This is a genomic window from Albimonas donghaensis, assembly GCF_900106695.1.
Classification (GTDB): Bacteria; Pseudomonadota; Alphaproteobacteria; order Rhodobacterales; family Rhodobacteraceae; genus Albimonas; species Albimonas donghaensis.
This window is the reverse complement of record NZ_FNMZ01000001.1, coordinates 797,306-810,224: the sequence shown is the minus strand read 5'-3', so window position 1 is coordinate 810,224 and position 12,919 is coordinate 797,306. Positions and strand designations below refer to the sequence as shown.

The 12,919-nt window shown below is 73.6% G+C and carries 11 protein-coding genes; 1 reads left to right on the top strand and 10 read right to left on the bottom strand.

The annotated features are described in order from the left end of the window. Positions 1 to 82 precede the first annotated feature (82 nt). From BLV24_RS03365 to BLV24_RS22345, 9 genes are all read right to left on the bottom strand, one after another. The gene (locus BLV24_RS03365) at positions 83 to 1,405 is read right to left on the bottom strand and encodes an ABC transporter permease (protein ID WP_176954602.1); all 1,323 of its coding nucleotides are present in this window, start codon (positions 1,403 to 1,405) and stop codon (positions 83 to 85) included. Beyond that, entirely contained in the window at positions 1,402 to 2,118 is a 717-nt protein-coding gene (locus BLV24_RS03360; RefSeq protein ID WP_092679698.1) for an ABC transporter ATP-binding protein, read from the bottom strand. The genes BLV24_RS03365 and BLV24_RS03360 overlap by 4 nt, the downstream gene beginning before the upstream one ends. After that, positions 2,115 to 2,543 carry a hypothetical protein gene (locus BLV24_RS03355; RefSeq protein ID WP_092679697.1) on the bottom strand — a complete coding sequence of 143 codons (429 nt, stop codon included), beginning with the start codon at positions 2,541 to 2,543 and terminating at the stop codon, positions 2,115 to 2,117. The genes BLV24_RS03360 and BLV24_RS03355 overlap by 4 nt, the downstream gene beginning before the upstream one ends. 85 nt (positions 2,544 to 2,628) lie before the next feature. After that, positions 2,629 to 4,116: an alkaline phosphatase gene (locus BLV24_RS03350; RefSeq protein WP_092679696.1), complete on the bottom strand. Its 1,488-nt coding sequence runs from the start codon at positions 4,114 to 4,116 to the stop codon at positions 2,629 to 2,631. A gap of 222 nt (positions 4,117 to 4,338) precedes the next feature. Further along, positions 4,339 to 4,740, bottom strand: coding sequence for a Cu(I)-responsive transcriptional regulator (gene cueR, locus BLV24_RS03345; protein WP_092679695.1), 402 nt, complete (start codon positions 4,738 to 4,740; stop codon positions 4,339 to 4,341). Next, a complete protein-coding gene (locus BLV24_RS03340; protein WP_245710363.1) occupies positions 4,737 to 7,229 on the bottom strand; it encodes a heavy metal translocating P-type ATPase in 2,493 nt (830 codons plus the stop codon). The genes cueR and BLV24_RS03340 overlap by 4 nt, the downstream gene beginning before the upstream one ends. 507 nt (positions 7,230 to 7,736) lie before the next feature. After that, positions 7,737 to 8,588 (bottom strand): carbon-nitrogen hydrolase family protein, encoded by an 852-nt coding sequence (locus BLV24_RS03335; RefSeq protein WP_092680252.1) that lies wholly within the window; start codon positions 8,586 to 8,588, stop codon positions 7,737 to 7,739. A gap of 5 nt (positions 8,589 to 8,593) precedes the next feature. Beyond that, the gene (grxC, locus tag BLV24_RS03330) at positions 8,594 to 8,851 is read right to left on the bottom strand and encodes a glutaredoxin 3 (protein ID WP_092679693.1); all 258 of its coding nucleotides are present in this window, start codon (positions 8,849 to 8,851) and stop codon (positions 8,594 to 8,596) included. Further along, complete coding sequence (locus tag BLV24_RS22345; RefSeq protein WP_245710361.1) at positions 8,851 to 9,933, bottom strand: ComF family protein; 1,083 nt, start codon at positions 9,931 to 9,933, stop codon at positions 8,851 to 8,853. The genes grxC and BLV24_RS22345 overlap by 1 nt, the downstream gene beginning before the upstream one ends. Before the next feature lie 792 nt (positions 9,934 to 10,725). Here BLV24_RS22345 and BLV24_RS03315 point away from each other — a divergent pair. Continuing rightward, positions 10,726 to 11,598 (top strand): methyltransferase domain-containing protein, encoded by an 873-nt coding sequence (locus BLV24_RS03315; RefSeq protein ID WP_092679691.1) that lies wholly within the window; start codon positions 10,726 to 10,728, stop codon positions 11,596 to 11,598. A 28-nt stretch (positions 11,599 to 11,626) separates the two neighbouring features. Here the strand turns inward: BLV24_RS03315 and BLV24_RS03310 are convergent, their stop codons facing one another. Further along, positions 11,627 to 12,901, bottom strand: a complete 1,275-nt coding sequence (locus BLV24_RS03310) for a branched-chain amino acid ABC transporter permease (protein ID WP_092680250.1) — start codon at positions 12,899 to 12,901, stop codon at positions 11,627 to 11,629. Between the last annotated feature and the right edge of the window lie 18 nt (positions 12,902 to 12,919).

Genomic DNA, 12,919 nt, shown 5'->3' with positions numbered 1-12,919 from the left:
CGCGGGGCAAGGGCGGAGGCGCGGGGGGGAGGCATGTGGGCGGGAGGCGGAGGGGCGGCCGCGGCGCGCGGGCCGGCGGGGCTCACCCCGCGCGCAGGTCCAGGGCGGGGCTGCGCCGATAGGCGGCCAGGGCCGGGACCAGCGCCAGCACGGTGGTCAGCGAGAACACGGCGGCCGCCAGATGCGCCTCCGCCCAGCCGATCCCGGCGGACAGCGCGAGATCGGTGCGCGCCGAGACCAGCCCGGCCAGCGCCTCCGCCCCCACCGCCCCGACCGCGAGGCCCAGGACCGCGCCCGCGCCCATCAGCGTCGCCGCATAGGCCCAGACCACCGCCAGCACGAAACGCCGCGGCGCCCCCAGCGCCCGCAGCAGCGCGAAGCGGCGGGCGAAGAGCCTGGTCAGCGCCACCAGCCCGCCCAGAACCCCCGCCGCCGCCAGCCCCTGCGCGGCCAGCGCCATCAGCGACATCGCCTCGCGCAGGTCGCCCAGCAGCAGGTGCAGCCGCGACAGGGTGGCGCCGGGAAAGAAGGCCATGGAGGTCGCGTCCGTGTGCCTCGCCCGCGCGGCATAGGCGCCGGCCAGCGTCCGGGTCGAGATCACGAAGGCCGGGGTTCCGGGGAAATGGTCCGGATCGAAAGGCGGGCCCAGCCGCTCCGCCCCCGGCGCATGGCCGTCGGCGAGGCCATGGACCGCCCACACGAATTCCACCGGCGCCACCACGGCCCGGTCCCACGGCCCCCCGGTCGGCGCCATACGCCCGACCACGGTCAGATGCGCGCCGTCATGCGCCTGCGGATCGGCGGAGAAGCCGGCGCCGTGGGCGGGCGCGATCTCGTCGCCGAGGGCGAGCGGGGAGCGCGCGCCGATCACCGCCTCATGCGCGGCCTCCCAGACCCGCCCCTCGGCCAGCGGACCGCCGATGCGGTCGAGGAAAGCCGCGGTGGTTCCGACCACCGGGGCGCCGGCGTGACTGTCCCCGAAGGCCAGCGGGGCGATCAGCGTGAGACGGTCGTCTCGTTGCAGCCGATCCAGCACGTCGCCCCCCAGCAAGGGGGCCGAGGCGGGTTGCAGATAGACGGCCGAAAGCATCAGCCCGATCTCGTCCCCCGGCGCGGCGACGAGAATGTCGAACGGATCGGCGGCGCGGGCCGAGCCCTCGCGGATGGCGCGTTCCTGCGCGATCAGCGCGACGCCGAGCCCGACCGACAGCGCCATCAGCCCCGCGAACAGCAGGTTGGTCCATCGAAAGCGCAGCAGCAGCGCCCGCACCAAAGGCCCGGGCGCCTGGCCGCGCAGCGCCAGCGCGCCGGTGACCAGCGCGGGGACCAGGAGCAGCGCCAGCCGCAGCGCGTCCTGCACGGCGGGGGAGGCGTCGAGCCAGGCGGTTTCCAGCGCCGCGATCATCCCCGCACCTCGCCGTCCACCACCTGCACCACCTGGTCCATGGACGCGATCAGCGCCGGGTCATGACTGACCGCGATCAGCGTGCGCCCGGCCTCGCGCGCCATGGCCAGCAGATCGCCGGCCAGCCGGTCGGCGTTCTCGCGGTCGAGGCTCGCGGTCGGCTCGTCGGCGAGAATCGCGGCCGGGTCGCAGGCCAGCGCGCGGGCCGCCGAGACCCGCTGGCGCTCTCCCCCCGACATGGAGGCCACGTCCCGGTCCCCCGGCGCCCCGAAGCGATCCAGCAGCGCCTCGGCCCGCGCCCGGATCGCCGCGCGATCCCGCGCCGGAGCCCAGGCGGCGGCGATGGCGGCGTTCTGCTGGGCGGACAGTTCCTCGAACAGCAGAAAATCCTGAAAGATCAGGCCCAGCCGCGCCCGTCGGAACGCGTCGCGGGCGGGCTCGGTCATCGCGGCCAGGTCCGCGTCCCCCCACATCACCCGGCCCGAGGCCACCGGCAGCAGTCCCGCGACCACATGCAGAAGCGTGGACTTCCCCGCGCCCGAGGGACCGCGGATGCCCAGCGCGGTCCCCGCCGGCGCCTCCAGCCGCGCGACCCGCAGGATGGGGCGGCCGTCGGGGGCGAGCACCTCGACATTCTCCAGAAGCAGATCGGGGACGAAGGCGCCCGCCGCCCTTGCCGGGGCGAAACGCGCGGGCGCGAAGGGCCGGGTCATGCCCGCGCGACCGTCGCGCGCTCCAGCCTCACGCGGCTGACGAATCCGGTCTCGGCGTCGGTATGCGCGCCCAGGCGCAGCACGCCGCCGCTCAGGATCGGCACGTTGAAGGGGATCGCGTCCACAACCCGGCTGGCGAAGACCGCGAGGATGTCGTCGGGCCACTCGGCCTCGCTCTCGCAGAAGGGGCAGACGGCCATGGGGCGCTTGGTCAGCACGAAGAACCGGCTCTGCGCCTTCAGCGGCGGCGCCATGAAGCCCGAGACCTCGACCCGCGCCCCCTCCAGCTCCCGCGCCAGGGCGGAGAAACTGAGGTCCTTCTCATAGAGATCCCGCATCCGCAGCGTCTCCGCCGCCCGCGCCCGCAACGCCGGGGACACCGCGGCGATGGCGAGCAGGACGAGAAGGCGGCGGCGGTCGATCATGCGGGTCTCCGGCGGGGTCGGGTCGGATCCGGGAACGGACAACGGAGGGCCGCGCGGCGCGGCCCTCCGGCAGGTCGGGCCGCGATCACTCGGCGGTGACGGCGTGCATCATGATGTGGAAGATCACGTTCTGCTCGATGGTGCCGCCCAGCAGGTGCGCGTAGGGGCCCTTGGCCCAGGCCACCACGTCCTCGGCCGAATGCGACTCGGAGGACTTGGGCAGCAGCGCCTGCTGCACGTATTCCGGGTCCATCGCCTGCTCCTGGGTCAGGTCCGGCCGCTCGCCCTTGTAGGAGCCGTCTTCCTGCTTCACCAGCACCGAGCCCGGGCCGTTCAGGTAGCCGATCACCGGATAGGGCTTGCCATCGTCGGCCGTCACCAGCTCGTCCGAATGCTTCACGCCCTGGTCATCCACCCCGTAGCACAGGCCGGTGATCGGGGTGCCGCGGCCGCAATAGCCGTTGAAGGCGATCGAATGCTCGTGATCGGCGGTGACGATGATCAGGGTCTCCTGCTCATCGGTCATCTCGATGGCCTTGGCCACGGCCTCGGCGAAGGCCACGCCGTCGGTCACGGTGCGGAAGGCGTTGCCGGCGTGGTTGGCGTGATCGACCCGGCCGCCCTCGATCTCGAGGTAATAGCCGTTCGCGTTGGTCGACAGCGACGTGATGGCCATTTCGGTCATCTCGGCCAGCGAGGGCTCGCCGGTGCGGTCGTATTCGTACTTCATGTGGCTCGACTCGAAGAGCCCCAGCAGCGGCGTGCCGTCGAGCTTCGCGGCCCGGGCGGTTTCGTCGTCATAGACATACTGGGCGCCGCCGGCGGTGATCTCGGCCACCAGGTCCTTGCCGTCCTTGCGGCGGCCGGTCTTGCCCTCGGGGTCGGTGGTCTCCTTGGGCAGGAAGTGCCGGCGACCGCCGCCGAGCGCCACGTCGATCAGTCCCGAATTCATCGCGGCGGCGAGCTGGGAGGCGATGTCCATGCAGCCCTCGGGCGCGGAGTCCTCCCAGTTGCGATAGGCGGTCTTGGCGTAGACCGCGGCGGGGGTGGCGTGGGTCAGACGGGCGGTGGAGATGATGCCCACCGACTTGTCCATGTCGTGCACGATCTCGCCGAAGGTGGTGAGCGCGTTGTCGGCCTCGGTGGAGCAGTCCTTGGTGATGGCGTTCTCACCGAGGTTGATCAGGTTGAAGCGCTGCTTCACGCCGGTGTTCATGGCGCCGGCGGTGGGGGCGGAATCCGGCGTCTGGGCGTTGATGTTGTAGGTCTTGACCAGCGCCACGTTGGGGAAGGTCTCATAGGGGAGGACGTTCTCCTCGCCCAGCATGCCCTTCTGCTGGCCGTCGAAGACGCGGATGGCGAAGTTGGTGCCCACCCCCATGCCGTCGGCGACGAAGAGGATCACGTTCTTCGCGCGCTTGGCGATCGGCTGCTGGGCCAGGCGCGCGTCGATGACCGACTTGCCGTCGGCGAACCAGGCGCTGCCGGCCTGGGGCAGATCGGCGGTCTGCGCATTGGCGGAGGCGCCGAGCGCGGTGAGCGCCAGGGCGAAAGCGGCGGTGTTGCGGAGCATTTCGCTCTCCCGATCCGGAATAAGATGAGGCTCCGATAGCAGCGAGGCGACCGGAAGAGGCGTGAAATTTCAATGACATGGGATAGTATAACATTACACCGTCCGCACGCATCGTCCCAGCTTCGCCCCTCCTGCGCAGGATAATCAACCTGTGATTGCGCCTCGCGACCCGCGTTCAATGGCAATTTCGCCCAGGGTCGGCCCCGGCCCACGCCGTCGAGGTCAGGACGCGCCGGTCCCCATGCGCGCCAGGTCGGTGAGAATCGGGCAGTCGGGCCGCCCGTCGCCATGGCAGCGTCTCACCAGGTCCGAGAGGCTGGCGCGCAGGCCGGTCAGCTGGGCGATCTTGCGGTCGATCTCGTCCAGATGCGCCTCCGCCAGCCGCTTCACATCCGCCGAGGCGCGGTCCCGGTCCTCCCATAGCGCCAGCAGCGCCCGGCAATCCTCGATGGCGAAGCCGAGGCCGCGGGCCCGGGCCAGGAAGGTCAGCTTGTGCGCGTCGGCCTCCGAGAAATCCCGGTATCCGTTCTCCGACCGGACCGGGCGGATCAGCCCGATCTCCTCGTAGTAGCGGATGGTCTTGGCCGGCAGGCCGGAGGCCGCGGCGGCGTCCTTGATGTTCATGTCACGCTCCCCCTGCCCGCAGCCTGCGGCGTCCAGCGCGCCAGCAGCAGCGAGTTCGACACGACCGAGACCGAGCTGAGCGCCATCGCCGCCCCCGCCACCGCCGGGTCCAGCAGGCCCGCGGCGGCGACCGGCAGGCAGATGGCGTTCCAGGCGAAGGCCCAGAACAGGTTCTGGCGGATCTTGCGTCCGGTCGCGCGGGCGATGTCGATGGCGTCGGCGACCAGCATGGCCCTGGGGCGCATCAGGGCCACGCCCGCCGTCTCCATCGCCACGTCGGCGCCGCCGCCCATGGCCACCCCCAGTTCGGCGGCGGCGAGCGCGGGGGCGTCGTTGATGCCGTCGCCCACCATCGCGACCCGGCGGCCCGCGGCGGAGAGCTCGGCGATCGCGGCGGCCTTGCCCTCGGGCGTCATGCCGGCGCGAACCTCGTCGATGCCGAGCCGCGCGGCCACGGCCTGCGCCGCCGGGCGGGCGTCGCCGGTCAGCATCAGCGTGGCGATGCCGCGGGATTTCAGGGCGGCCACGGCTTCGGCCGCGTCCTCCCTTACGGCGTCGGTCAGGGCGATCAGGCCCAGCGGGCGGCCGTCGCGCGCGATCCAGACCACGGTGCGGCCGGCCTCGGCCATGGACGCGGCGCGCGCCTGCTGGTCCGGGCTTGCCCCGGGGGCGGCGAAGGTCTCGCGGCCGATGCGGATCAGCGCGCCGGCCACCCGCGCCTCCGCGCCCTCACCCACCACGGCGCGGAAGCCTTCGGCCTCGGCGCGCGGCGCGTCGCCGGCGGCGGCGACCATGGCCCGGCCCAGCGGATGCTCCGAGCCCTGCTGCACGGCGGCGGCGAGCGCCATGAGCCCGGCCTGATCGCCGTCGCCGTCGCCGTCGCCGTCGCCGTCGCCGTCGAAAACCGCGACCTCCGCCACCTCCGGCTTGCCAAGGGTCAGGGTGCCGGTCTTGTCGAAGGCCACCAGGTCCACATGGGCGGCGCGTTCCAGCGCCTCGATGTCCTTGATCAGCACGCCGGCCCGCGCCCCGGCCCCGGTCCCCGCCACCAGCGCGGTGGGCGTGGCGAGCCCCAGCGCGCAGGGGCAGGCGATGACCAGCACCGAGACCGCGGCCGAAAACGCCGCGTCCGCGCCCTGCCCCGCGATCAGCCATCCCGCCAGCGTGGCGGCGGAGAAGGCCAGAACCCCCGGCACGAAGACCGCGGCGATGCGGTCCACCAGCCGCTGCACCGGGGCCTTGCCGGTCTGGGCGCCGGCGACCATGGCGGCGATGCGCGCCAATGTGGTGTCGGCGCCGATGCGCTCGGCCCGGATGCGCACCGCGCCGGTCCCGTTGACCGACCCCGCGATCACCGGGTCGCCCTTGCGGCGGGGGACGGGCATCGGCTCGCCGGTCACCAGGCTTTCGTCGAACTCGCTCTCGCCCCGGGCCAGCACGCCGTCCACCGGCGCGCGTTCGCCGGGGCGCAGGACCACCATGTCGCCGACCGAAACCTCGGCGATGGGCACGTCCGTCTCCACGCCCCCGCGCAGAACCCGCGCGGTGTCGGGGCGCAGGGCCATCAGCTCGCGCAATGCGGCGGAGGCGGCGCGCTTGGCCCGCGCCTCCAGCGCCTTGCCGGCCAGCACCAGGGTGACGATGACGGCGGCGGCCTCAAAATACAGGTGCGGATGGCCCGGCCCGGCATGGCCCAGCAGCATGACCAGCGAATAGAAGAACGCCGCGCTCGCCCCCAGCGCCACCAGCGTATCCATGTTGGCGGTCCGCGCCCGCAGCGCGCCCCACGCCCCGCGGAAGAAGCGGCGGCCGAAGCCGAACAGCACCGGGGCGGCGAGCAGCGGCTCCAGCCAGCCCGGCATGCGCAGGGCGGGATCGACTTGCATGGCGATCATCTGCACCACGAAAGGAAGGGTCAGGGCGGCCGAGGCGATCAGCTCCGCCCGCTCGCGCCGCGCGTCGTCGCGGTCGGGCGCGGCGGGGGCGGCGCCCTCGGCGGCGGGGCGGGCCGGGTAGCCGGCTTCGGTGGCGGCGCGGGCCAGCGCCGCGGGATCGGTCGCGCCCGGGACATAGGCGACGCGCGCCTGCTCCAGCGCCAGGTTGACCTCGGCCGAGATCACTCCGGGCGCCGCCGCCAAGGCCCGCTCCACCCGTCCCGCGCAGCCCGCGCAGGTCATGCCCGAGACGTCGAGCGACGCCGACCGCTCCCGCACGCCGAACCCCGCCTCGCGCACCGCGGCGGCGAGCGCGGCGGCCGAGAGCGGCGCGGCGCCCACGGCCGGCCTCGCCTCGGCCCGCTCCAACGCCAGGTTGACCGAGACCTCGCCCACCCCCGGCGCGGCGGAGAGCGCACGCTCGACCCGGCCCGCGCATCCCGCGCAGGTCATGCCGGTGATCTCGAGCCCCAAGGCGGCGTGATCCGGCGGCGAGGCGACGTCCGCGCCTCCGTCCGACCGGCCCTGGGGCATGTGGATTGCAGCGTCCTTCATGGCGCGCTCCTGTGACTGACGCCCCCGAGATAGGGGTTCCAGTCACGGGAAGGTCAAGCCCCGAGCGATGCGATGCGGGAATACCGACGCCGCCCCGCGGGCGCGTGAGGCCCGGCTGGTCCACGCGTGCAGGTCAAGGGATGCGGCTGGAAGGGTCCCCGAAAATGCAAGACCGCGGGGGTGGGGCGCCCCCGCGGCCGAACGGTTTGCACCGTCTGGGACTTGAACACACGCGCCGGCGAACCGGCTGTCCCTACGCACCACGCAGCCCTGGCTGAACACCAGGAGATTGCGACGACGCTCAATGGAAGGGATGTGGCCTGGGGAGCCGGGGCTGGGTATGCCGCCCTTCCTATGAACGCCTTATGATTAACATGAGAGTCAGAAGCGCCATTGTCAACAATTTCGGCATGCGAAACGCAGGTTCCGTTCACGTCATCCGGATTTCTGTCGACAACGGCTCCGTTTCAAAACGGAACATCCGCGCCCGTCCTTGAGGCCGTTGCGTCAAGGCGCGGCGAACCCTCGGGCATTGGCCAGCGAGGGGATGCGCGCCCGGGTCTTCGCAACCTCGGACAGATCCAGATCGACCAGACTCGCCCCGACCGATTCGCCGCTATCGGACAGGATCGCCCCCCAGGGATCGACCGCCAGCGCGTGCCCGTAGGTCTGCCGCACGCGCCCGCCCGCGGCCGCGATCACCGGATGTTCGCCGGTGGAGGCCGGGGCCAGCACGAAGCAGCCGGTCTCGATGGCGCGCGCCCGCAAAAGCGCATGCCAGTGCGCGGCGCCGGTGGGCCGGGTGAAGGCGGAGGGGATGGTCAGGATCTCCGCCCCCGCCTCGGCCAGCGCGCGGTAGAGCGCGGGGAAGCGCAGGTCGTAGCAAATGGTCATGCCGATCCGCCCCCAGGGGGTGTCGGCGACCACGGCCCGTTCGCCGGGACGGTAGGCGGCGGATTCGCGGTAGCTCTCGCCCTCCCCCACCTCCACGTCGAACATGTGGATCTTGTCGTAGCGCGCGACGATTCCGCCCGACGCGTCGATGAGAAAGGACCGGTTCACGAAGCGCGGCCGCGCCTGTCCCGGATCGTCCTCCGCCTTCAGCGCCAGCGAGCCGATCAGCAGCCAGCGCCCAAGCTCGGCGGCCAGGTCGCGATAGGCGGCGAGGCTCGGGTCCTCGTCCTCGGTCCGCAGGATCTCGGCCTGCAGCCTGCGCGAGAAGGTGACGATGTTGGTCACTTCGGGCGTGAGGCAGAGCTGCGCGCCCTCGGCCGCCGCCTCGCGGATCAGGGCCGAGGTCTGCGCGAGGTTCTCCGCCGGCACGTCGCCCGCGCAGGTCTGGATGAGGCCTGCGCGCAGCACGCTCACGCCGCCAGCATCCCGTCGAGCTCGCCGGTCCTCTCCAGCGCATGCAGCTCGTCGCAGCCGCCGATCGCGGCGCCGCCGATGAAGATCTGCGGCACGGTGCGGGCGCCGGGATTGCGCTCGGCCATCTCGGCGCGGGCGCCGGGCTCGGAGAACACGTCGTGCTCCACATAGGCCACGCCCTTGGCATCCAGCAGGCGCTTGGCGCGCACGCAGAAGCCGCAGATCGGGCTGGTATAGATCTCCACCTGTTTCATCACGGATCCTCTTCCTCGATACGCGAGAATATAGGCCCGTCGGCTTCGGGCGCAACGCGGGCGAGGCAAAGCGCCTCGACCTGCCGCGCCCCTGCGGCAAGAAGCGTCGCGGCGCAGACCGAGAGCGTGGCGCCGGAGGTGTAGACGTCGTCGACCAGCAGAATGCGCGCGCCGCGCACCCGGTCCGGGCGACGCACGGCGAAGGCGCCTTCCAGATTGGCGCGGCGTTCGTCCCGGCCGAGCCCGCCCTGGGACGGCGTGGCGCGGTTCCGGCGCAGGAGGTCGCCGCAATAGGGCCGGCCGGCGTCGCGGGCCACGCGGCGGGCGAGTTCGGCGGACTGGTTGAAGCGACGCTTGAGCAGGCGGGTCCAGTGGAGGGGGACGGGGGTCACCCAGTCGGCCTCGTCCAGCAGGTCGCGCCCGATGCGGCGCATCCAGGTGGACGCCGGGCGCGCGATGTCGAGCCGGTCGCCATGCTTGAAGGCCAGCGTCAGATCCCGCCCCACCCCCTCGTACAGCACCGCGGCGCGGGCGCGGCGGAAGGCGAGCGGACGGTTGAGGCAATGGTCGCAGAACGGCGCGTCCTCGGAACCCGAGAGCGGCGCGCCGCAGCGATCGCAGAGCGGGTGGGCGATGTAATGGGTCTCGCGCCAGCAGGCGGGACAGAGCGCGTGAGGGTCCATCACCTCCGCCCGGCACCAGGTGCAGAGCGGCGGATAGAGCAGGTCGGCGGCGGCGAGCCGGACGCGCCTCAGGTGGTCGGAGAGGGAGGCGCGGGGGGCCGGCGCCTCGGGCGGATCGGTGTCGCGAGGGTCGGGCGCGAGCGGGTCGGGCGCCGGTTCGGCGGGGGCGCGGTCGGCGTGCGCGGCCTGCGCGCCGTCATCGCCATGCCCGCCCGCATCAGACCGCGGCCGGGTCGGCGCCGCTGCCTGCGTTTCGCGAAAGCCCTCTCCGACCGCCCGACCGCAGGCGTCGGGGGCGCCGCGTCCCGCGCCCGCGGCCTGCGCCGTCCCGCCCGCGGCGCGCGGAAACCGGGCGCCGGGCGGACACGTCTCCCCGTCCCCGGCCACGAACCCGGCCATCGCCGGGACCCCCGCCTCCGACGCCGCCTCGGCATCGCGTCCCCCGCAAGAAGAACCCGCATGACATCGGTCCGGAGGCTTGGCCCGGCCGCCTTCGCCGACAGCATCCGCCCCGCGGTCCCCGCCCCGGCCGTCCGGCTGCGCGCGCCGTTTCGCGAACCAGTTCATCCCGCCGGGCCTCCCGCCGCCATGCTCGCCGCCATGCTCGCCGTCGTGCTCGCCGCCAGGGCGAAGCGACACGGCGGGGGCGCGGTCGAACCCGCCGCGCCCGCCGTCTCCGCGTGCGGCCCCGTCACCACGAAGCCCGCGGCTTCGCGGGCGCCTCCGCCCTGCCCCGCATCGCCGCTCCATGGGCGCCGCGGGACGTCTTCGCGCTCCGGCGCGGCGCGGGGCCGCGGAAGCTGCGCGCGCCGGCCTGCTTCCCGCGCCTCACGCTGACGCAGGCCCGGCCCGACGGCCTCCGCCCGCGCCCCGCCCGCCAATTCCGCCCGCGCCGTCCCCCGGGCGGCCGGGGCCACCCGCACGCCATCGCCGCGCGCCGCGGGCGGAACCGCGCCGCCCTCGCGCCCTCGACGCGGCGCCTCCGACCGGCCCGCAGGCGCGGCGGGTGGGAAACCGCAACGGCGGATGAAAAACGGGATGCAAACGGACAACAGGATGCGGGTCGCGGTCAAAGCCGGCCTCCTTCCCCTGTGTCCCGCCCCCGACTATACAGGCCCCGCGCTCCCGCGCCAGCGCCGCGATGCGCCCCGATGTTCCGCCCGCACGCCCCCGCCAGCCGAGGCCCCGCCGATGACCGACGCCCCCCCGCGCCTTTTCGACCGCGCGCTCTGGCTCTCCCGTCGCGCCCGCCGCGCGCTGCCCGCGCCCGACGCCCGCTTCCTGCACGCCGCCGCCGCCGAGGCCGTGGCGGAGCGCCTGGACGCCGTCGCCCGCGACTTCCCCGACGCGCTGCTCGTCTGGCCCGGCGCGCCGGACTGGGCCGAGACCCTCGCCGCCCATCCCAAGATCGGCCGGCTGACCGAGATCGCGCCCCCCGTGGACGAGACCCTCGACGCCGCGCCCGGAGCCCATGACCTCGCCATCCTCGGCCTGACCCTGCACTGGGTGGACGACCCCGTGGGCGCCCTGATCCAGATGCGCCGGGCGCTGCGCCCCGACGGGCTGCTGATCGCCTGCGGCTTCGGCGGAGAGACGCTGGCCGAACTCCGCGCCGCCTTCGCCGAGGCCGAGGCGGAGGTGGAGGGAGGGCTGTCGCCCCGCGTCTCCCCGATGGGCGAGATCCGGGCGCTCGGCGGGCTCGCGCAGCGCGCCGGGCTGGCGCTGCCGGTGGTCGATTCGGATCGTCTGGAAGTGACCTACGCCGATCCGCTGGCGCTGATGCGCGACCTGCGCGCCATGGGCGAGACCAACGCCCTCGCGCAGCGCCGCCGCACGCCGCTGCGCCGCGCCACCCTCGCGCGGGCCTGCGAGATCTACGCCGCGCGCTTCCCGGCCCCCGGAGACCCCGAGCGCATCAGCGCGACCTTCGAAATCGTGACCCTGACCGGCTGGTCGCCCGGCCCCGACCAGCCGCAGCCCAAGCGACCGGGCTCGGCCACCACGCGGCTCGCCGATGCGCTGGGGGTGCCGGAACTGCGGGCCGGGGAGAAGGCGGGCGAGTAGGCGCCCGCCCGCTCGGCGTCCCGTCCGCTCAGCGTCCCGTGCGTTCGGGGATCAGCCCGCGCGGGGCGAAACGCATGGCGGTCAGCAGGATCACCCCCATGAAGATCATCCGCATATGCGGCGCGCCCGCCTGCACGTGATCGGCGGCGGCCGAGCCCTCGGGCAGCAGCGCCACCACGCCGCCGGCCAGCCACAGGCCCAGCGGCTCGGCCTCCACCCAGGCGAACCAGATCAGGAACCCGCCCAGCACCGAGCCCCAGTTGGACCCAGAGCCGCCCACGATCACCATCACCCAGATCAGGAAGGTGAAGCGCAGCGGGTTGTAGCTCGCCGGCGTGAACTGACCGTCGAAGGTCACCATCATCGCCCCGGCGATCCCCACCAGGGCGGAGCCGAGCACGAAGGTCTCCAGATGCCGGCGGGTGATGTTCTTGCCCATCGCCGCCGCCGCGGTCTCGTTATCGCGGATCGCGCGCATCATCCGGCCCCAGGGCGAGTTCAGCGCCCGCTCCGCCAGCCAGATCAGCACGCCCAGCACAACGGCGAACATCAGCGCGTACAGCCCCTTGACCGCGATCCCCGAAGCCTCGCCCGGGTCCAGCCCCAGCGCCGCGGCGCGCGCCACGAAGTCGGCGGAGGCCTGGAGGTCGATCTCGTAGGGAACCGGCCGCGGCAGGCCGGTGACGTTCTTCACGCCGCGGCTCAGCCAGTCCTCGTTCTTCAGGACCGCGATGACGATCTCCGAGATCCCCAGCGTGGCGATGGCGAGATAGTCCGAGCGCAGGCCGAGCGCGGTCTTGCCGATCCCCCAGGCGGCGAGGGCCGCGAGCAGCCCGCCCGCCGGCCAGGCCAGCACGATGGGAGCCGCCAGCCCGCCCAGATAGCCCTGAGAGGCGGGGTTCACCGCCTCGATCGCGTCCACGGCCGGGTCGAAGGCCGCGCGCGCGGCGGCGTAGCCCGCCCCGATCAGCGCCGCGGTCACCCAGCCCCGCGCCGCGCCCCGCGCCATGCGGGCGCGGACCAGCACGATGATCGCGACCGTGACCGCCACGGCCAGAAGGCTGAGGCCGAGCCCCGCGCCGCCGGCCGCCCAGGCCTCGGCCACCGGCGGCTGGGCGACCAGCACCGCGGCCAGCCCGCCGAGCGCGGCGAAGCCCATCACCCCGACATTGAAGATCCCCGCATAGCCCCAGGCGATGTTCACCCCCAGCGCCATGATCGCCGAGATCAGCCCGAAGCACAGGATCGACAGGGCCACGTTCCAGCCCTGCAGCACGCCCACGCCGATCAGCAGCGCCGCCATGCCGGCGTAAAGCAGCGG